Annotated in this window: 18 protein-coding genes; 11 read left to right on the plus strand and 7 right to left on the minus strand. The window is 52.1% G+C overall.

Going from position 1 to position 19,480, the window contains the following annotated elements:
- Positions 1 to 7: 7 nt before the first annotated feature.
- Genes kdpC through kdpE form a run of 3 tightly spaced genes read left to right on the plus strand, consistent with a single transcriptional unit; the run spans position 8 to position 3,931 of the window.
- The gene (gene kdpC / locus ACJHYR_RS11925) at positions 8 to 580 is read left to right on the plus strand and encodes a K(+)-transporting ATPase subunit C (protein ID WP_001309344.1); all 573 of its coding nucleotides are present in this window, start codon (positions 8 to 10) and stop codon (positions 578 to 580) included.
- Positions 573 to 3,257 (plus strand): two-component system sensor histidine kinase KdpD, encoded by a 2,685-nt coding sequence (kdpD, locus tag ACJHYR_RS11930; protein ID WP_001586807.1) that lies wholly within the window; start codon positions 573 to 575, stop codon positions 3,255 to 3,257. The genes kdpC and kdpD overlap by 8 nt, the downstream gene beginning before the upstream one ends.
- Positions 3,254 to 3,931 (plus strand): two-component system response regulator KdpE, encoded by a 678-nt coding sequence (gene kdpE, locus ACJHYR_RS11935; protein WP_001586806.1) that lies wholly within the window; start codon positions 3,254 to 3,256, stop codon positions 3,929 to 3,931. Before kdpD ends, kdpE begins: the two co-directional genes overlap by 4 nt.
- 111 nt (positions 3,932 to 4,042) lie before the next feature.
- Here the strand turns inward: kdpE and ACJHYR_RS11940 are convergent, their stop codons facing one another.
- From ACJHYR_RS11940 to seqA, 3 genes are all read right to left on the minus strand, one after another.
- Positions 4,043 to 4,537: a hypothetical protein gene (locus ACJHYR_RS11940; protein WP_000851057.1), complete on the minus strand. Its 495-nt coding sequence runs from the start codon at positions 4,535 to 4,537 to the stop codon at positions 4,043 to 4,045.
- 204 nt (positions 4,538 to 4,741) lie between these two features.
- Positions 4,742 to 6,382, minus strand: a complete 1,641-nt coding sequence (pgm, locus tag ACJHYR_RS11945) for a phosphoglucomutase (alpha-D-glucose-1,6-bisphosphate-dependent) (RefSeq protein ID WP_058905371.1) — start codon at positions 6,380 to 6,382, stop codon at positions 4,742 to 4,744.
- Between the two features lie 25 nt (positions 6,383 to 6,407).
- A complete protein-coding gene (seqA, locus tag ACJHYR_RS11950; RefSeq protein WP_000848387.1) occupies positions 6,408 to 6,953 on the minus strand; it encodes a replication initiation negative regulator SeqA in 546 nt (181 codons plus the stop codon).
- Positions 6,954 to 7,137: 184 nt separating this feature from the next.
- Between seqA and ybfF the strand changes: the two genes are divergently transcribed.
- The 5 genes from ybfF (at position 7,138) to fur (ending at position 9,740) form a co-directional block, all read left to right on the plus strand.
- Positions 7,138 to 7,902 carry an esterase gene (gene ybfF / locus ACJHYR_RS11955; RefSeq protein WP_001589886.1) on the plus strand — a complete coding sequence of 255 codons (765 nt, stop codon included), beginning with the start codon at positions 7,138 to 7,140 and terminating at the stop codon, positions 7,900 to 7,902.
- Positions 7,903 to 8,041: 139 nt separating this feature from the next.
- Positions 8,042 to 8,335, plus strand: a complete 294-nt coding sequence (gene ybfE / locus ACJHYR_RS11960; RefSeq protein ID WP_001300829.1) for a LexA regulated protein — start codon at positions 8,042 to 8,044, stop codon at positions 8,333 to 8,335.
- Positions 8,336 to 8,474: 139 nt separating this feature from the next.
- Entirely contained in the window at positions 8,475 to 9,005 is a 531-nt protein-coding gene (fldA, locus tag ACJHYR_RS11965) for a flavodoxin FldA (protein WP_001018618.1), read from the plus strand.
- Positions 9,006 to 9,214: 209 nt separating this feature from the next.
- Positions 9,215 to 9,301 carry a fur leader peptide gene (uof, locus tag ACJHYR_RS11970; RefSeq protein ID WP_001695552.1) on the plus strand — a complete coding sequence of 29 codons (87 nt, stop codon included), beginning with the start codon at positions 9,215 to 9,217 and terminating at the stop codon, positions 9,299 to 9,301.
- Complete coding sequence (gene fur / locus ACJHYR_RS11975) at positions 9,294 to 9,740, plus strand: ferric iron uptake transcriptional regulator (protein ID WP_000131702.1); 447 nt, start codon at positions 9,294 to 9,296, stop codon at positions 9,738 to 9,740. The genes uof and fur overlap by 8 nt, the downstream gene beginning before the upstream one ends.
- Positions 9,741 to 9,823: 83 nt before the next feature.
- On the opposite strand, the gene chiQ is transcribed toward fur, so the two are convergent.
- From chiQ to nagE, 4 genes are all read right to left on the minus strand, one after another.
- Positions 9,824 to 10,150: a ChiQ/YbfN family lipoprotein gene (gene chiQ / locus ACJHYR_RS11980; RefSeq protein WP_000733572.1), complete on the minus strand. Its 327-nt coding sequence runs from the start codon at positions 10,148 to 10,150 to the stop codon at positions 9,824 to 9,826.
- Between the two features lie 49 nt (positions 10,151 to 10,199).
- Positions 10,200 to 11,606 (minus strand): chitoporin ChiP, encoded by a 1,407-nt coding sequence (gene chiP / locus ACJHYR_RS11985; RefSeq protein WP_001258828.1) that lies wholly within the window; start codon positions 11,604 to 11,606, stop codon positions 10,200 to 10,202.
- Between the two features lie 448 nt (positions 11,607 to 12,054).
- Positions 12,055 to 13,719 (minus strand): glutamine--tRNA ligase, encoded by a 1,665-nt coding sequence (glnS, locus tag ACJHYR_RS11990; RefSeq protein ID WP_001287164.1) that lies wholly within the window; start codon positions 13,717 to 13,719, stop codon positions 12,055 to 12,057.
- 202 nt (positions 13,720 to 13,921) lie between these two features.
- The gene (gene nagE, locus ACJHYR_RS11995) at positions 13,922 to 15,868 is read right to left on the minus strand and encodes a PTS N-acetyl glucosamine transporter subunit IIABC (RefSeq protein ID WP_001023116.1); all 1,947 of its coding nucleotides are present in this window, start codon (positions 15,866 to 15,868) and stop codon (positions 13,922 to 13,924) included.
- 332 nt (positions 15,869 to 16,200) lie between these two features.
- Here nagE and nagB point away from each other — a divergent pair, with 332 nt between their 5' ends.
- Genes nagB through nagC form a run of 3 tightly spaced genes read left to right on the plus strand, consistent with a single transcriptional unit; the run spans position 16,201 to position 19,438 of the window.
- Entirely contained in the window at positions 16,201 to 17,001 is an 801-nt protein-coding gene (gene nagB, locus ACJHYR_RS12000) for a glucosamine-6-phosphate deaminase (protein WP_001237072.1), read from the plus strand.
- 59 nt (positions 17,002 to 17,060) lie between these two features.
- Entirely contained in the window at positions 17,061 to 18,209 is a 1,149-nt protein-coding gene (gene nagA / locus ACJHYR_RS12005) for an N-acetylglucosamine-6-phosphate deacetylase (protein WP_000271154.1), read from the plus strand.
- Positions 18,210 to 18,217: 8 nt separating this feature from the next.
- Complete coding sequence (gene nagC, locus ACJHYR_RS12010) at positions 18,218 to 19,438, plus strand: DNA-binding transcriptional regulator NagC (protein ID WP_000187594.1); 1,221 nt, start codon at positions 18,218 to 18,220, stop codon at positions 19,436 to 19,438.
- Positions 19,439 to 19,480 lie beyond the last annotated feature (42 nt).

Below are 19,480 nucleotides of genomic sequence, written 5' to 3' on the forward strand. Positions count from 1 at the left end.
GTTTACCATGCGTGGATTACGTCCGGCATTATCGACATTTATCTTTCTGTTATTGATTACTGGCGGCGTTTACCCGCTGCTAACCACCGCGCTGGGGCAATGGTGGTTTCCCTGGCAGGCCAACGGTTCGTTGATCCGTGAAGGTGATACGGTGCGCGGTTCGGCATTAATCGGGCAGAATTTTACCGGCAACGGCTATTTTCATGGTCGCCCGTCGGCAACGGCAGAAATGCCCTATAATCCACAGGCTTCTGGCGGGAGCAATCTGGCGGTCAGTAACCCTGAGCTGGATAAACTAATAGCCGCACGCGTTGCTGCATTACGGGCCGCTAACCCTGATGCCAGCGCGAACGTTCCGGTTGAACTGGTGACGGCATCGGCAAGCGGGCTGGACAATAACATCACCCCGCAAGCGGCAGCCTGGCAGATCCCACGCGTGGCGAAAGCGCGTAATCTCAGCGTTGAACAGCTCACGCAACTGATCGCAAAATACAGCCAACAACCGCTGGTGAAATATATCGGCCAGCCGGTCGTCAACATTGTCGAACTCAATCTGGCGCTGGATAAGCTTGATGAATAACGAACCCTTACGTCCCGACCCCGATCGTCTGCTGGAACAAACTGCCGCGCCGCATCGGGGGAAGCTGAAAGTTTTCTTCGGTGCCTGCGCAGGCGTCGGGAAGACCTGGGCGATGCTGGCAGAGGCCCAGCGACTGCGGGCGCAAGGGCTGGATATTGTGGTTGGCGTGGTTGAAACCCACGGGCGGAAAGATACCGCCGCGATGCTGGAAGGGCTGGCTGTTCTGCCGCCCAAACGCCAGGCGTACCGTGGGCGGCACATCAGCGAGTTTGATCTCGATGCCGCCCTCGCCCGCCGTCCGGCGCTGATCTTAATGGACGAACTGGCGCACAGTAATGCGCCTGGTTCTCGTCATCCTAAACGCTGGCAGGACATCGAAGAGCTGCTGGAAGCTGGCATTGATGTTTTCACAACCGTCAACGTTCAGCATCTGGAAAGTCTGAATGATGTGGTCAGCGGCGTCACCGGAATTCAGGTACGGGAAACCGTGCCCGATCCTTTTTTCGATGCCGCCGACGACGTGGTGCTGGTGGACTTGCCCCCGGACGATCTGCGTCAACGGCTGAAAGAAGGCAAAGTCTATATTGCCGGGCAGGCGGAACGCGCCATTGAACATTTTTTTCGCAAAGGCAATCTGATCGCCCTGCGCGAACTGGCACTGCGCCGTACTGCCGATCGCGTTGATGAGCAAATGCGCGCCTGGCGGGGGCATCCTGGCGAAGAGAAAGTCTGGCACACGCGCGACGCGATCCTTTTATGCATCGGGCATAACACCGGCAGCGAAAAACTGGTCCGCGCGGCGGCGCGGCTGGCGTCACGGCTGGGTAGCGTCTGGCACGCGGTGTATGTTGAAACCCCTGCCCTGCACCGCTTACCGGAGAAAAAACGTCGGGCAATTCTCAGCGCCTTACGTCTGGCACAGGAGCTGGGCGCAGAGACGGCAACACTTTCTGATCCAGCGGAAGAGAAAGCGGTAGTGCGTTATGCCCGTGAACATAATCTCGGCAAGATTATTCTCGGTCGCCCGGCCTCGCGCCGCTGGTGGCGTCGGGAAACGTTTGCTGACCGACTGGCGCGCATCGCCCCCGATCTCGATCAGGTGCTGGTCGCGCTTGATGAACCACCCGCCCGCACGATTAACAACGCGCCGGATAGCCGCTCTTTTAAAGACAAGTGGCGGGTACAGATTCAGGGATGCGTGGTTGCCGCCGCGTTATGCGCCGTTATCACCTTAATTGCCATGCAGTGGCTGATGGCGTTTGATGCCGCCAACCTGGTGATGCTGTATCTGCTTGGCGTGGTGGTGGTGGCACTATTTTACGGACGCTGGCCTTCGGTGGTTGCCACCATCATTAATGTGGTGAGTTTCGATCTCTTTTTTATCGCCCCACGCGGCACGCTCGCCGTCTCTGATGTGCAATATCTGCTGACCTTCGCGGTGATGTTAACCGTCGGGCTGGTGATCGGGAACCTTACTGCGGGTGTGCGTTATCAGGCGCGGGTAGCCCGTTACCGCGAGCAACGCACACGGCACTTATATGAAATGTCGAAAGCTCTGGCTGTGGGCCGCAGTCCGCAGGACATCGCCGCCACCAGCGAACAATTTATTGCCTCCACGTTTCATGCCCGCAGTCAGGTGTTGTTACCCGATGACAACGGTAAATTGCAGCCGTTAACACATCCGCAAGGAATGACGCCGTGGGACGATGCCATCGCGCAGTGGAGTTTTGATAAAGGCCTGCCTGCGGGCGCGGGCACCGACACGTTACCCGGCGTACCGTACCAGATTTTGCCGTTAAAAAGCGGCGAGAAAACCTACGGACTGGTGGTGGTAGAACCGGGGAATCTGCGTCAGTTGATGATCCCGGAACAACAGCGCCTGTTGGAGACATTTACGCTGTTAGTCGCCAATGCGCTTGAGCGACTGACGCTGACCGCCAGCGAAGAACAGGCGCGGATGGCAAGCGAACGTGAACAGATCCGCAACGCTCTGCTGGCGGCGCTTTCGCATGATTTACGCACGCCGCTTACGGTGCTGTTCGGTCAGGCAGAAATCTTAACGCTCGATCTGGCAAGCGAAGGATCACCCCACGCCCGCCAGGCCAGCGAGATTCGCCAGCATGTGCTGAACACTACCCGACTGGTGAATAATCTACTGGATATGGCGCGAATTCAGTCCGGCGGCTTTAATTTGAAGAAAGAGTGGTTAACGCTGGAAGAAGTGGTCGGCAGCGCGCTGCAAATGCTGGAACCGGGTTTATCGTCGCCCATCAATCTTTCTCTGCCAGAACCGCTGACCTTAATCCACGTTGACGGGCCACTGTTTGAACGGGTGCTGATTAATCTGCTGGAGAACGCGGTGAAATACGCGGGTGCGCAGGCCGAAATTGGTATCGATGCCCACGTTGAGGGCGAAAATCTACAACTGGATGTCTGGGATAACGGCCCCGGTCTTCCGCCAGGCCAGGAGCAGACGATATTTGATAAGTTTGCTCGCGGGAATAAAGAGTCGGCGGTGCCGGGTGTCGGGCTTGGGCTGGCAATTTGTCGGGCGATTGTGGATGTACACGGCGGCACCATTACCGCGTTCAACCGACCGGAAGGTGGTGCCTGTTTTCGTGTTACACTTCCCCAGCAAACTGCCCCTGAACTTGAAGAATTTCATGAGGATATGTGACAAACGTTCTGATTGTTGAAGATGAACAGGCTATTCGTCGCTTTCTGCGCACGGCGCTGGAGGGCGATAGGATGCGCGTCTTTGAGGCCGAAACGCTGCAACGCGGCTTGCTGGAAGCGGCAACCCGTAAGCCAGATTTGATTATTCTCGATCTCGGCCTGCCCGATGGTGATGGGATTGAGTTTATCCGCGACCTGCGCCAGTGGAGCGCGGTGCCGGTGATTGTGCTTTCCGCACGTAGCGAAGAGAGCGATAAAATCGCCGCGCTGGATGCCGGAGCGGATGATTACCTGAGTAAGCCATTTGGTATTGGCGAATTGCAGGCCCGTCTGCGCGTCGCTCTACGCCGCCACTCCGCCAACGCTGCGCCCGATCCGCTGGTGAAATTTTCCGATGTTACCGTCGATTTAGCCGCCCGCGTGATCCATCGCGGTGAGGAAGAGGTGCATCTCACCCCGATTGAGTTCCGCCTGCTGGCGGTGCTGCTGAATAACGCCGGGAAAGTGCTCACCCAGCGCCAGCTCCTTAACCAGGTGTGGGGGCCAAACGCGGTCGAACACAGTCATTATTTGCGTATTTATATGGGACATCTGCGACAAAAACTGGAACAGGATCCCGCCCGCCCCCGCCACTTCATTACTGAAACCGGTATTGGGTATCGGTTTATGCTTTAGGGTCTGAATTGCCGGATGCGGCGTGAACGCCTTATCCGGCCTACACATCGTCCCGTAGGCATGATAAGACGCGTCAGCGTCGCATCAGGCATGGCACTCATCGCGATATGTTTAATGCGTATTTATCTGTTTCAACTCTTGCTGGCATTTTTCTGACTGGCAGCGTCGCAACTCAATAATCCCGACATGCATCATCGAGCCAAAAAATCCGCTTTCGCTGACATAATCCTCTTTAACAATCGGTCGAGTGCCAGGCTTGCCCTGGCAAACCCGCATAAAAAATGAGGTGTAGCACTGCCAGCCACGATTTAAACTGCTCTTTTCTTGTGGTGACATATCGTGAAGATAAGTAAGTTCTTTTTCGTTCCCGCCTGACAACTGCCAGCGGCGGGTATTATCAGGTAAGTTATCGCCACGGCAATTTGTCTTACACCGGGAAGGCGCAATATTTACCGCAATGCTACCCGTTAATCCTCTGGTTTTATCTTTAGGGGTCAGTAACCAGTCACCAGCTAATGATGATTGTTCAGGTTGGGCGCATGCTGTCAGCAGTAGTGTGGCGGTAATTAATGCCACTCTGACGACCAGACTCCTTTTGGTCTTCATTTTGAATTCCCTTGAGCTATTCAGTTTGTTGGCAAAGTGCTCGTTGTTCATGCCGGATGCGGCGTGAACGCCTTATCCGGCCTACAAAATAGCGCAAATTCAATATATTGCACCATCCTCGCAGGCCTGATAAGCGTAGCGCATCAGGCAATCATAAGTAAAAAAGGGCGATCTTCCGACCGCCCTTTTTCTTATTTAATGTGTTTACGCGTTTTTCAGAACTTCGCTAACAATCTCAACCGCTTCTTTCTCAATCTGCTTGCGATGTTCTTCCCCGAGGAAGCTTTCGCAATAAATCTTGTACGCGTCTTCCGTGCCTGACGGACGCGCGGCGAACCAGCCGTTGTCAGTCATCACTTTCAGACCGCCGATAGAAGCACCATTGCCCGGTGCCGCAGTCAGGCGCGCAGTGATCGGGTCACCTGCCAGGGTGCTGGCGCTCACCATTTCCGGAGACAGCTTAGACAACGCCGCTTTTTGTGCGGAAGTTGCAGCTGCCTGCAAACGGTTGTAGCTCGGCGCACCAAAGCGTTTTGCCAGTTCGTTGTAGTGTTCCTGCGGATTCTTACCGGTGACAGCGGTGATTTCCGCCGCCAGCAGACACATGATGATGCCGTCTTTGTCGGTGGACCACGGCGTGCCGTCGAAACGCAGGAAGGAAGCCCCTGCGCTCTCTTCGCCGCCAAAGCCGAAGCTGCCGTCGAACAGACCATCAACAAACCATTTGAAACCTACCGGGACTTCTACCAGCTTACGGCCCAAGTCATTGACCACACGGTCGATCATCGCAGAAGAAACCAGCGTTTTACCGACAGCAACATCTTTGCCCCACTGCGGACGATGCTGGAACAGGTAGTTGATCGCCACCGCCAGGTAGTGGTTCGGATTCATCAAACCTGCCGGAGTGACGATACCGTGACGGTCATAATCCGGGTCATTAGCAAACGCCAGATCGAACTTATCACGCAGTGCCAGCAGACCCGCCATCGCACACTCGGAGGAGCAGTCCATACGGATCGCACCGTCTTTATCTAGGTGCATAAAGCGGAAGGTTTGATCGACCTGATCGTTAACGATGGTCAGGTTGAGATTGTAATACTCGCCAATACGCTTCCAGTATTCGATACCGGAACCGCCCAGCGGATCAACGCCAAGCGTCAGGCCCGCTTTCTGAATCGCCGCCATATCAACGATATCGGCCAGCCCTTCCACGAACGGCTGCACCAGATCCTGCTCTTTCACATGACCGGATGCCATCGCTTCGTCGAGGGAGATACGCTTCACGCCTTTCAGGCCATCGGCCAGCAGTGCGTTGGCACGATCTTCCACCACTTTAGTGACGTTGGTATCAGCCGGGCCACCATTTGGCGGGTTGTACTTGATACCACCATCTTCCGGCGGGTTATGGGACGGTGTAATCACGATACCGTCTGCCAGTGGGCCACCTTTTTTATTGTGAACCAGGATGGTATTGGAAACGGCAGGCGTCGGGGTGAAGCCATTGTTTTCCTGCACAATAACATCTACGCCGTTCGCTGCCAGCACTTCCAGAACGGAAATAAATGCAGGTTCGGACAGGGCGTGAGTATCTTTACCCACATAGCAAGGGCCAGTGATGCCGTTTTTCGCACGTTCTTCAGCAATTGCCTGAGCGATCGCCAGAATGTGCGGCTCGTTAAAGCTGTGGCGCGCTGCACTGCCACGGTGACCGGAAGTACCGAATTTCACCGCGTGCTCCGCATTCCCTGCTTCTGGTTTCAGTACATAATATTGCGCCGTCAGTTGGGCGACGTTAATCAAATCACTCTGTTGTGCAGGTTGGCCTGCACGATTGTGGATTGCCATTGCTTTGTCCTTTGTCTGCAACGTTTTAGATAGTTCCGCAAACCTTCTCAATCAATTCCGCCGGGAATTGCATCGACTGCATGATGTGTTCGATCATGCTGCATTTACGGCCGGTGTTGGTGTTGGTGATCACCCAATACGGCGTGCCAGGCACATGTTTCGGCTTGGTCTGATTACCATTTTTCAGCAGCGTTTGTTCATCTGCCGCAAAGTAAACGCGTGTACGACCGTGCAACGATTCCGTTGCCTCGGCAAACGCCTGGGCGTCAAGAGAATATAGTGTAGACAACAGCAGCATAAAGCGATTGACCGCTCGCTTTTGCTCTGCGTATTCATCCGAAAGCAGAAGTTCACGCATTGCGCGAACCTTGTCTTTAATCGTTTTGACCGGCTTCGCTTCGACGATAGCAGGTGACGCAACGCGAACCTCTTTCGTCACCGGAGCAGCAGGCTGTGATGCGGCGGAAAATTTCAACATACGCCGTAAAATGTCGGATGCGCTCTCGCCGATATGCTTAGTGTGGCTGGCAATATAGCTGTAGAGTTCATCATCAACTTCAATCGTTTTCATCTTAATCCAGTGCAGTGTCTTAGCTGAATACAAGTCGCCAGGAGTATATGAATAAATCCCGGCAGCGGATAGCGTCAAGCCTGGCTTGCAGAAAAACTCGGAATAAACCTTATTTGTTGCAGCCCTGTGGCACAATGGTCAACATAATACCCTAACCCGACAACGCGAAAAAAAGAACTTTGCCATGAAATTGAATATCCGCGCGCAAACTGCACAAAACCAGCACAATAATTCTCCCATCGTTCTTGTCCATGGTCTGTTTGGCAGTCTCGACAACCTTGGCGTACTGGCTCGCGATCTGGTAAACGATCACAATATCATCCAAGTTGATATGCGTAACCACGGTCTTTCACCGAGAGATCCAGTGATGAATTACCCGGCGATGGCGCAGGATCTTGTTGATACCCTGGATGCACTGCAGATCGACAAAGCAACATTTATCGGTCACTCCATGGGCGGTAAAGCGGTAATGGCACTTACTGCACTGACCCCCGATCGGATTGACAAGCTGGTGGCAATTGATATTGCTCCGGTCAATTATCACGTTCGCCGGCATGATGAGATTTTCGCGGCCATCAACGCAGTCAGTGAATCGGACGCACAAACTCGCCAGCAAGCAGCAGCAATAATGCGCCAGCATCTTAATGAAGAAGGGGTGATTCAGTTTCTGCTGAAATCTTTTGTTGATGGGGAGTGGCGCTTTAACGTGCCGGTATTGTGGGATCAGTATCCGCATATTGTGGGTTGGGAGAAAATCCCGGCATGGGATCACCCTGCCCTGTTTATCCCTGGCGGCAATTCTCCGTATGTTAGCGAGCAGTACCGCGATGATTTACTGGCACAATTTCCACAGGCACGGGCGCATGTGATTGCAGGCGCGGGTCACTGGGTCCATGCTGAAAAACCGGATGCGGTATTACGCGCTATCCGTCGCTATCTCAATGATTAACGCAACTGATTAAAAACCCAGCGCCCGCGTCGCTTTCCGCGCGCGGGCGTTGGCGTGACTCATCGCGCTGATGTATTATGGCGCGCTATCCATCCGGGCAGAGGCCTGGCTGATTGTTTCCCCCGAAGTCACCAAAATCATGGCCAAAGAACAAACGGACCGTACGACATTAGATCTGTTCGCGCACGAGCGTCGACCGGGACGACCGAAAACTAATCCGCTTTCGCGCGATGAACAGCTGCGTATTAATAAACGCAACCAGCTAAAACGCGACAAAGTACGTGGCCTTAAGCGTGTCGAACTGAAGCTGAACGCGGAAGCTGTCGAGGCGCTGAACGAGCTGGCGGAATCGCGCAATATGAGCCGTAGCGAACTGATCGAAGAGATGTTAATGCAGCAACTGGCGGCGCTGCGTAGTCAGGGCATCGTTTAAATTTCCACTTTCATGTAGCACAGTGTGCAGTCCTGCTCGTTTGCTGATTCCGCAAGACTGCCTGTTCTGCTATGATTGCCTTTATCCGTGGGCAATTTTCCACCCCCATTTCAATAAGTTTCAAGAGGTTATTTCACTCATGGCTATCACTGGCATCTTTTTCGGCAGCGACACCGGTAATACCGAAAATATCGCAAAAATGATTCAAAAACAGCTTGGTAAAGACGTTGCCGATGTCCATGACATTGCAAAAAGCAGCAAAGAAGATCTGGAAGCATATGACATTCTGCTGCTGGGCATCCCAACCTGGTATTACGGCGAAGCGCAGTGTGACTGGGATGACTTCTTTCCGACTCTCGAAGAGATTGATTTCAATGGCAAACTGGTTGCGCTGTTTGGTTGTGGTGACCAGGAAGATTACGCTGAATACTTCTGTGACGCATTGGGCACCATCCGCGACATCATTGAACCGCGCGGTGCAACCATTGTTGGTCACTGGCCAACTGCGGGCTATCATTTCGAAGCATCAAAAGGTCTGGCTGATGACGACCACTTTGTCGGTCTGGCTATCGACGAAGACCGTCAGCCGGAACTGACCGCTGAACGTGTAGAAAAATGGGTTAAACAGATTTCTGAAGAGTTGCATCTCGACGAAATTCTCAATGCCTGATGTGATGCGGCGTAGACTCATGTCTACGCCGTATTAATAGATAATGCCAATCAAAATAATTGCTACAAATTTGTAACTTTTGCTGTTGTACCTGTACAATGTCCCGGTGTTCAAGTGGCCTTGCCGTTGTAAATGTAAGCAGTGCCACGTTTTTATTAACAATATTTGCCAGGGACTTGTGGTTTTCATTTAGGCGTGGCAATTCTATAATGATACGCATTATCTCAAGAGCAAATTCTGTCACTTCTCCTAATGAAGTGAACCGCTTAGTAACAGGACAGATTCCGCATGACTGATAACAATACCGCCCTAAAGAAAGCTGGCCTGAAAGTAACGCTTCCTCGCTTGAAAATCCTGGAAGTTCTTCAGGAGCCGGACAACCATCACGTCAGTGCGGAAGATTTATACAAACGTCTGATCGATATGGGTGAAGAAATTGGTCTGGCTACGGTATATCGCGTACTGAACCAGTTTGACGACGCTGGTATCGTCACCCGCCACAATTTTGAAGGCGGTAAATCCGTATTTGAACTGACACAGCAACATCACCACGATCACCTGATCTGCCTCGACTGCGGCAAGGTAATCGAATTTAGTGATGATTCCATCGAAGCGCGTCAGCGTGAAATTGCCGCAAAACATGGCATTCGCCTGACTAACCACAGTCTCTATCTTTACGGTCACTGTGCCGAAGGCGATTGCCGCGAAGATGAGCACGCGCACGAAGGCAAATAAGCCAGCCGGAACGAGAAAAGCCAACCTGCGGGTTGGCTTTTTTATACACGGGAAATAAGAAAAGCGAGAGTTACAGCTCTCACTTATTTGTTATTACTGCGAATTTCCTGCCAGACCTTATCACAATCGGCTTTTACCGCCTGGTCATTACCGGTTTGCGTTGCGCGCAGACACTGCTGATAATCCAGTACGCGTACACTTTCCTGGTCGGCAAAATGCTGATGTTGTTTCTCTTTCTTCAGCACGTTTAACACGCTCTGGCAGGCTTCAATTTTTTCCGGCGAACCTTGCGCGGTGTTAATACAGGCGCTGTATGCCTCTTTCAGACGACTGTCTTCCTGTGGCGCGGTTGATTGCGCACAAGCTACCAGCCCCGATGCCATTATGGCGATGAGAATCAGTTTTTTCATAGCAAATTCCTCAAACGTGCGGCAGGCACAAAACCTGCCGCGTCGGGCATCAGAAGATGGTGAATGGTGCGATTACCATAAATTTCACGTCACGCTCATCCTGGAAAATGTTGCCGTAACCACCGCCCCAGCTTGGGATGTCGGAGTGGTTGTCGTATTCGGTGAAGTGCAGTTTGAACATCGTGCCTTTGGCGCGACCGTCCTGAATGGTGTAGACCGCATCCAGGCTGTAGGCAGACTCTTCAATAGTCCGGTTTTTGTCGTAGTACGCATCCGGATTGCTCTGCCAGGTAGCGGGTTTAGCATCCCATGCGTAAACGTAGGAAGCGCCGATGGCGAAGCCTGGAAGATTCCAGTTTTTCAGGTCATACATCGCACCGAAGAAGACCGCTTTTTCGCCGTTGGCGTTGAAGTCAGAACGGTTATCCCACCAGATATCCAGGCGACCGTTGGAGGAAGCGTAGGTTGGAGTCATACGTTGCAGGAAGTATCCCTGCTGACCGTCGGCTTTAACCCAGGTGCCTTCCAGACGCAAATCCACTACATCAGCCGCCCGGTAACCAAAGGTCAACGCTTGCAGCCAGGCAGTGCCGTCGTAAAGGTCGTTGACGCTGCGATCGTCAACTTTATCGCGCGTACCGTAGAACTGGTAGCTGGTGGTTAACGGGCTACCGGCGATATCAAATTTGTAGCTGGCTTTGGCAAAGTATTGATCGATATACCCTTCCGCCTGACCAAATGCTGCTTCCAGTACGAAGTTATTTTTGAAGTCGTATTTCGCACCGATGGAGTGCAGATAATCAACTTTGGTGGTTTTATCGTTCTGATAAAACTCATCCATTTCCAGATGCCACGGTGCTTTGTATTCGTTGGTCCACATGTAGGAGAAACTCAACGCACCCGCATCGCCGTAATCAAAATTCGCCCCGGCTTCCGCACCCTGATAAGTACCCGGCATAAAGCTCCAGTGCGGCGCTAACAGCGTTTGACCAGTTGGCTGAATATAACCTGCCCTCGCCCACACCGGACCGTATTTAAATTTGGCCGCTGCTTTATACAGGCTTATACCGCTTTTGTCGCCGGACCAGTCTTCGTCATAGGCTTTATTGCTTTTTGAAAACGCGATTTCGTTCGGGTGAGAGCTGTCACCGTTTTCCGCCATTTCAATCGCCGTAAACGCAGCAATATCAAGGCCGAACATATCAGCAGCATAACCGGACTGAAAATCGAGGTTGGCGTTCCAGGTGGAGTGAGAAAGGTTGGTTTTGTATTTGTCGCCGTCGGTAACATCTTTACGGTCGCGTTCACGCTGCCAGTAATAGATACCGCCGGTTAAGGTTGAATCGTCGATGAATCCTTCGGCGCGAGCCTCCGGCATTGCCATAAAGCCCGACATTGCTGTAACACCGGCGATAGCCAGCGCCAGCGTACTACGTTTGCCACTAAACGTACGCATGGGTTAATCCTCTTTGACGTATAAATTGCTGCACCAAAGGTGAACAGCGAAAAAAATAAAAATTAAAAAAGTAGCGTTGAGAAAAGTCTCGCTGACTACAGGAACAGACTATTTTTCGCGACGCGAATTATCAATCTCTTTCTGTAACCAGAATGTAAGAACATGAGCAACCGCACATATTTTGATGATTTTTGTTACAAGGCTTAAGTTTGCAGTTGAAAGGCTTGCAGAAGAATAAAAACGTGAAATTCCAGCAAGATGAAAGCGGTTACATTTTATTTAATTATGTTTTATGATTTTAAATTTATTTTATGGATAAATTGCGAAGCGGAATTAATTCGCGAAGAAAAGCAGAAAAAAACGCCGCAGAGCGCGGCATTTTGAATTGTTTGCATGTTTCATGCCGGATGCGGCGTAAACGCCTCACCCGGCCTGGTAGAACTTAAAATTACTCGCCTACTTTCGCCCAGGTATCACGCAGCCCAACGGTGCGGTTAAATACCGGTTTTTCCGCCGTAGAATGGCGGCTGTCGAGGCAGAAATAACCTTCACGCTCAAACTGGAATGCTTTACCCGCTACCGCGTCTTTCAGAGACGGTTCAGCAAAGCCCTGTTTGATCACCAGCGATTCCGGGTTAATCACCGACAGGAAATCATCCGCAGCACCTGGGTTCGGCACGCTGAACAGACGATCGTACAGGCGGATTTCAACCGGCAGCGCATGTGCCGCGCTCACCCAGTGGATAACACCTTTCACTTTACGACCATCTGCCGGATCTTTGCTTAAGGTGTCGGCGTCATAAGTACAGAAGATGGTGGTGATATTGCCTTCGGCATCTTTCTCCACGCGTTCTGCCTTAATGACGTAAGCATTACGCAGACGCACTTCTTTACCCAGCACCAGACGCTTGTACTGCTTGTTAGCTTCTTCGCGGAAATCGGCGCGGTCGATCCAAATCTCACCGCTAAACGGCACCTGACGGCTCCCCATTTCCGGTTTGTTCGGATGGTTCGGCATGGTAACCATTTCGCCTTCGCCCTGGTAGTTTTCGATAACCAGTTTCACCGGATCGATAACCGCCATTGCGCGCGGGGCGTTTTCGTTGAGATCTTCACGGATGCAGGATTCCAGCGACGCCATTTCAATGGTGTTGTCCTGCTTGGTCACGCCGATGCGTTTGCAGAACTCACGAATAGAAGCCGCAGTGTAACCACGACGACGCAGACCGGAAATGGTCGGCATACGCGGGTCATCCCAGCCTTCAACGTGCTTGTCGGTCACCAGCAGGTTCAGCTTACGCTTGGACATCACAGTGTATTCCAGATTCAGGCGCGAGAATTCGTACTGGCGCGGGTGAACAGGAATGGTGATGTTGTCCAGCACCCAGTCGTACAGGCGACGGTTGTCCTGGAACTCAAGCGTACACAGAGAGTGCGTAATACCTTCCAGCGCATCGCTGATGCAATGGGTGAAGTCGTACATCGGGTAGATGCACCACTTGTTGCCAGTCTGGTGGTGTTCAGCAAATTTAATGCGGTACAGCACCGGATCGCGCATTACGATAAATGGCGACGCCATGTCGATTTTCGCACGCAGGCAGGCTTTACCTTCTTCAAAACCACCGGTACGCATTTTTTCGAACAGCGCCAGGTTCTCTTCAACGCTGCGGTCGCGGTACGGGCTGTTTTTACCCGGCTGCGTCAGGGTGCCGCGGTATTCGCGGATCTGTTCCGGTGTCAGTTCATCAACGTACGCCAGGCCTTTATTGATCAGTTCGATCGCATAGGCGTGGAGCTGATCAAAATAATCGGAGGAGTAACGGACGTTACCAGACCAGTGAAAACCTAACCACTCTACGTCGTTTTTGATCGACTCAACATACTCGATATCTTCTTTTACCGGGTTAGTGTCGTCGAAACGCAGGTTGCACTGGCCTTTATAGTCCTGGGCGATCCCGAAGTTCAGGCAGATAGATTTCGCATGGCCAATATGCAGATAGCCATTCGGCTCCGGCGGGAAACGGGTGTGTACTGTGGTGTGCTTACCACTGGCCAGATCTTCATCGATGATCTGACGAATAAAGTTAGTCGGGCGGGCTTCTGCCTCACTCATCGTGGATTCCTCAAAGCGTAAACAACGTATAACGGCGTATGATCTTATAAGCGGGACAGGCTGACAACTGTTAGTTAGTGAAAATCGAAAATCTCACTGAGATTATGGGGATGATTGATGAAAAAAAAAGCGGCAGAGAAGATCTCCACCGCTTGTCATTGTTGGATGCGACGCTGCCGTGTCGCATCAGGTATAAAGCAGATTACTTTTTGATTTCATACAGCGGTGTTTGACCCGCCACGACATGGCCCTGAGCTTTAATGATCAAGCCGCTGAAATCGTCGATATTGCTGCAAACCACCGGGCTAATCATCGAGCGGGCGTTTTCGTTCAGATAATCCAGATCCATTTCCAGAATCGGTTGCCCTGCGCTTACTTGCGCGCCCTCTTCCACCAGACGTTTAAAGCCTTTACCTTCCAGCGCTACGGTGTCGATACCCATATGGACGACGATCTCCGCGCCTTTTTCGGTTTCCAGGCAGAACGCGTGGTTGGTGTTGAAGATTTTCACGATTGTCCCTGCGGCTGGTGATACGACGATTTTATCTGTCGGTTTCACCGCCACACCGTCACCCACCGCTTTGCTGGCGAATGCTTCGTCAGGAACCTGATCCAGTGCCACAACATCACCGGTAATCGGCGATACCAGCTCCGCGACAGACACCGCGTTTGGTATAGCCTGCGGTTTTGCTACAGGCGCGGCAGTTGCAGGCGCAGTTTCAGCTGACGCAGCGGCTACCGGACCACGGGCAACAACTTTCTTCATTGCATCGCCAATGGATTCCGCTTTCGCGCCAACAATCACCTGAATAGTCTGTTTGTTCAGTTTCACTACCCCAGAAGCACCCAGCCGTTTACACATCGCATCGTTGACGCGAGCCGAGTCAACCACGGTCAGGCGCAGACGAGTAATACAGGCGTCAATTGCTTTCAGGTTGTCAGTGCCGCCAACCGCAGCAATATAGTTGGTCGCCAGTTGATTGAGGCCTTCTTCAGTGTTGCTGTTGGCTTCTTCAGTAACGATCTCATCTTCTTTATCTTCACGACCCGGCGTTTTCAGGTTGAACATGCGGATAACCAAACTGAACACCACGAAGTAGATAGCGAAGAAGACAACACCCATCACCAGCAGCATCCAGACGTTCTGGCTGGCGGCCGGCAGGTTATACATCAACGCGTAGTCGATAGCCCCCGCAGAGAAGGAGAAGCCCGCGTGGATACCCAGCAGCGTTGCCACAAACAGGCTGATACCGGTCAGCAGTGCGTGCAGGAGGTACAGCAGCGGCGCAAGGAACATGAACAGGAATTCCAGCGGCTCAGTCACACCGGTCAGGAACGCAGTAACAGCAACAGAAAGCAGCATACCGCCAACCATCGGACGACGCTCTTTCGGTGCTGCAAAGTACATCGCCAGCGCCGCACCCGGCAGACCGAACATCATGATCGGGAAGAAGCCGGACATGAACATCCCCGCGGTGCCGTCACCGGCATAGAAGCGGTTGATGTCACCGTGGAAAACCGTACCCGCCGCGTTGGTGAATTCACCAATCTGGAACCAGGCGATGGTGTTCAGTACCTGATGCAGACCGGTTGGGATCAGCAGACGGTTGATGAAACCAAAGATACCGGAACCCAGCGCGCCCGCAGAAACGATCCACTCGCCGCCTGCATGGATAGCGTGCTGTACCGGCGGCCAGACGTAACCAAAAATGGCCGCCAGCACCAGGCAGAAGAAGCCGGTGGCGATCGGCACAAAGCGTTTGCCGCCGAAGAAGCTCAGGAAGTCCGGCAGTTTAATATCGGACCAACGGTTATAGGCTGCACCACCGACCAGACCGGTAATGATACCCGCCAGTACACCCATGTTAATTTCCGGGTTGATGGTCACCATCGCTTTGGTTAACACAAAGTAACCTACCGCACCCGCCAGTGCCGCCGCACCTGCGCTGTCTTTCGACCAGCTGGATGCCACGCCGATGGCGAAGATTAATGCGAGGTTATCAAAAATCGCACCGCCCGCCTGGGCAATAAACGCAACGTTAAGTAAATCTGGCTGACCGAATCGCAGCAACAGCGCCGCCACCGGCAGCACCGCGATAGGGAGCTGTAACGCCCTACCGAGTCGCTGGAAAAAACCTAAAATATTCATCTTATTCCCCCTACGAGAACCCTATTTGGCTCGTTTAAAGCCGTATTTTTATTTTGCTGCAAATTGTACTGCCGATGTTCTGTAATCAGATTGTTAGATCATCTGCTACAGAGTGTGTGAAAATTTAATTCGTATCGCAAATTAAACGCGTGTCTTTTGTGAGTTTTGTCACCAAATATCGTTATCATCACTCCCTTTTACTGGCTAAACCAGAAAACTTATTTTATCATTCAAAAAATCAGGTCGGATTGACGCCTGTCTGCGCAAATCCAGGTTACGCTTAAAGATGCCTAATCCGCCAACGGCTTACATTTTACTTATTGAGGTGAATAATGAGACTGATCCCCCTGACTACCGCTGAACAGGTCGGCAAATGGGCTGCTCGCCATATCGTCAATCGTATCAATGCGTTCAAACCGACTGCCGATCGTCCGTTTGTTCTGGGCCTGCCGACTGGCGGCACGCCGATGACCACCTATAAAGCGTTAGTCGAAATGCATAAAGCAGGCCAGGTCAGCTTTAAGCACGTTGTCACCTTCAACATGGACGAATATGTCGGTCTGCCGAAAGAGCATCCGGAAAGCTACTACAGCTTTATGCACCGTAATTTCTTCGATCACGTTGATATTCCAGCAGAAAACATCAACCTTCTCAACGGCAACGCCCCGGATATCGACGCCGAGTGCCGCCAGTATGAAGAAAAAATCCGTTCTTACGGAAAAATTCATCTGTTTATGGGCGGTGTAGGTAACGACGGCCATATTGCATTTAACGAACCGGCGTCTTCTCTGGCTTCTCGTACTCGTATCAAAACACTGACTCATGACACTCGCGTCGCGAACTCTCGTTTCTTTGATAACGATGTCAATCAGGTGCCAAAATATGCCCTGACTGTCGGTGTTGGTACATTGCTGGATGCCGAAGAAGTGATGATTCTGGTGCTGGGTAGCCAGAAAGCACTGGCACTGCAGGCCGCCGTTGAAGGTTGCGTAAACCACATGTGGACCATCAGCTGTCTGCAACTGCATCCAAAAGCGATCATGGTGTGCGATGAACCTTCCACCATGGAGCTGAAAGTTAAGACTTTAAGATATTTCAATGAATTAGAAGCAGAAAATATCAAAGGTCTGTAATTGTTATCCCTGCCCTGACACCTTGCTCAGGGCAATATTTTTTAAAATCGGGGGTCAGAATGTATGCATTAACCCAGGGCCGGATCTTTACCGGCCACGAATTTCTTGATGACCACGCGGTTGTTATCGCTGATGGCCTGATTAAAAGCGTCTGTCCGGTAGCGGAACTGCCGCCAGAGATCGAACAACGTTCACTGAACGGGGCCATTCTCTCCCCCGGTTTTATCGATGTGCAGTTAAACGGCTGCGGCGGCGTGCAGTTTAACGATACTGCTGAAGCAGTCAGCGTAGAAACGCTGGAAATCATGCAGAAAGCCAATGAGAAATCAGGCTGTACTAACTATTTGCCGACGCTTATCACCACCAGCGACGAGCTGATGAAACAGGGCGTGCGCGTTATGCGCGAGTACCTGGCAAAACATCCGAATCAGGCGTTAGGTCTGCATCTGGAAGGCCCGTGGCTGAATCTGGTAAAAAAAGGCACCCATAATCCGAATTTTGTGCGTAAGCCTGATGCCGCGCTGGTCGATTTCCTGTGCGAAAATGCCGATGTCATTACCAAAGTGACCCTGGCACCGGAAATGGTTCCTGCAGAAGTCATCAGCAAACTGGCAAATGCCGGGATTGTGGTTTCTGCCGGTCACTCCAACGCGACGTTGAAAGAAGCGAAAGCCGGTTTCCGCGCGGGGATTACCTTTGCCACCCATCTGTACAACGCAATGCCGTATATTACCGGTCGTGAGCCGGGCCTGGCGGGCGCGATCCTCGACGAAGCTGACATTTATTGCGGTATTATCGCTGATGGCCTGCATGTTGATTACGCCAACATTCGCAACGCTAAACGTCTGAAAGGCGACAAACTGTGTCTGGTTACTGACGCCACCGCGCCAGCAGGTGCCAACATTGAACAGTTCATTTTTGCGGGTAAAACAATATACTACCGTAATGGACTTTGTGTGGATGAGAACGGTACGTTAAGCGGTTCATCCTTAACCATGATTGAAGGCGTGCGTAATCTGGTCGAACATTGCGGTATCGCACTGGATGAAGTGCTACGTATGGCGACGCTCTATCCGGCGCGTGCGATTGGCGTTGAGAAACGTCTCGGCACACTCGCCGCAGGTAAAGTAGCCAACCTGACTGCATTCACACCTGATTTTAAAATCACCAGGACCATCGTTAACGGTAACGAGGTCGTAACTCAATAAGAGAAAGTATGACACCAGGCGGACAAGCTCAGATAGGTAATGTTGATCTCGTAAAACAGCTTAACAGCGCGGCGGTTTATCGCCTGATTGACCAGTACGGGCCAATCTCGCGGATTCAGATTGCCGAGCAAAGCCAGCTTGCCCCCGCCAGCGTAACAAAAATTACGCGTCAGCTTATCGAACGCGGGCTGATTAAAGAAGTTGATCAGCAGGCCTCCACCGGGGGCCGCCGCGCTATCTCTATCGTCACCGAAACCCGCAATTTCCACGCAATCGGCGTACGGCTTGGTCGTCACGACGCCACCATCACTCTGTTTGATCTTAGTAGCAAAGTGCTGGCAGAAGAACATTACCCGCTGCCGGAACGTACCCAGCAGACGCTGGAACATGCCCTGCTTAACGCCATTGCTCAGTTTATTGATAGCTACCAGCGCAAACTGCGCGAGCTGATCGCCATTTCCGTGATCCTGCCAGGACTTGTTGACCCGGACAGCGGCAAAATTCATTACATGCCGCATATTCAGGTAGAAAACTGGGGGCTGGTAGAAGCTCTGGAAGAACGTTTTAAAGTGACCTGTTTCGTCGGTCACGATATCCGTAGTCTGGCACTGGCAGAGCACTACTTCGGTGCAAGTCAGGATTGCGAAGACTCCATTCTGGTGCGTGTCCATCGCGGGACCGGGGCCGGGATTATCTCTAACGGGCGCATTTTTATTGGCCGCAACGGCAACGTCGGTGAAATTGGCCATATTCAGGTCGAACCGCTGGGTGAACGCTGCCACTGCGGCAACTTTGGCTGCCTGGAAACTATTGCTGCCAACGCTGCTATTGAACAACGGGTGTTGAATCTGTTAAAGCAGGGCTACCAGAGCCGCGTGCCGCTGGACGACTGCACCATAAAAACTATCTGCAAAGCTGCGAACAAAGGCGATAGCCTGGCGTCGGAAGTGATTGAGTATGTGGGTCGTCATCTGGGCAAAACCATCGCCATTGCGATCAACTTATTTAATCCGCAAAAAATTGTTATTGCCGGTGAAATCACCGAAGCCGATAAAGTGCTGCTCCCTGCTATTGAAAGCTGCATTAATACCCAGGCGCTGAAGGCGTTTCGCACTAATCTGCCGGTAGTACGTTCTGAGCTGGATCACCGCTCGGCAATCGGCGCTTTTGCGCTGGTAAAACGCGCCATGCTCAACGGTATTTTGCTCCAGCATTTGCTGGAAAATTAATGTGCTTTTATAGTGGCGCTTATTGTTGTCAATATTCTGGGT

This window comes from Escherichia sp. WS1450 (assembly GCF_046487395.1).
Taxonomy (GTDB): domain Bacteria; phylum Pseudomonadota; class Gammaproteobacteria; order Enterobacterales; family Enterobacteriaceae; genus Escherichia; species Escherichia coli.

Bases quoted from the DNA above. Each gene is read 5' to 3' on its own strand.
- seqA (WP_000848387.1), bottom strand. From the start codon at position 6,953: ATGAAAACGATTGAAGTTGATGATGAACTCTACAGCTATATTGCCAGC.
- nagB (WP_001237072.1), top strand. From the start codon at position 16,201: ATGAGACTGATCCCCCTGACTACCGCTGAACAGGTCGGCAAATGGGCT.
- pgm (WP_058905371.1), bottom strand. From the start codon at position 6,382: ATGGCAATCCACAATCGTGCAGGCCAACCTGCACAACAGAGTGATTTG.
- chiP (WP_001258828.1), bottom strand. From the start codon at position 11,606: ATGCGTACGTTTAGTGGCAAACGTAGTACGCTGGCGCTGGCTATCGCC.
- nagE (WP_001023116.1), bottom strand. From the start codon at position 15,868: ATGAATATTTTAGGTTTTTTCCAGCGACTCGGTAGGGCGTTACAGCTC.
- uof (WP_001695552.1), top strand. From the start codon at position 9,215: ATGATACGCATTATCTCAAGAGCAAATTCTGTCACTTCTCCTAATGAA.
- ybfE (WP_001300829.1), top strand. From the start codon at position 8,042: ATGGCCAAAGAACAAACGGACCGTACGACATTAGATCTGTTCGCGCAC.
- chiQ (WP_000733572.1), bottom strand. From the start codon at position 10,150: ATGAAAAAACTGATTCTCATCGCCATAATGGCATCGGGGCTGGTAGCT.
- glnS (WP_001287164.1), bottom strand. From the start codon at position 13,719: ATGAGTGAGGCAGAAGCCCGCCCGACTAACTTTATTCGTCAGATCATC.
- ACJHYR_RS11940 (WP_000851057.1), bottom strand. From the start codon at position 4,537: ATGAAGACCAAAAGGAGTCTGGTCGTCAGAGTGGCATTAATTACCGCC.
- ybfF (WP_001589886.1), top strand. From the start codon at position 7,138: ATGAAATTGAATATCCGCGCGCAAACTGCACAAAACCAGCACAATAAT.
- nagC (WP_000187594.1), top strand. From the start codon at position 18,218: ATGACACCAGGCGGACAAGCTCAGATAGGTAATGTTGATCTCGTAAAA.
- fur (WP_000131702.1), top strand. From the start codon at position 9,294: ATGACTGATAACAATACCGCCCTAAAGAAAGCTGGCCTGAAAGTAACG.
- kdpC (WP_001309344.1), top strand. From the start codon at position 8: ATGCGTGGATTACGTCCGGCATTATCGACATTTATCTTTCTGTTATTG.
- nagA (WP_000271154.1), top strand. From the start codon at position 17,061: ATGTATGCATTAACCCAGGGCCGGATCTTTACCGGCCACGAATTTCTT.
- kdpD (WP_001586807.1), top strand. From the start codon at position 573: ATGAATAACGAACCCTTACGTCCCGACCCCGATCGTCTGCTGGAACAA.
- fldA (WP_001018618.1), top strand. From the start codon at position 8,475: ATGGCTATCACTGGCATCTTTTTCGGCAGCGACACCGGTAATACCGAA.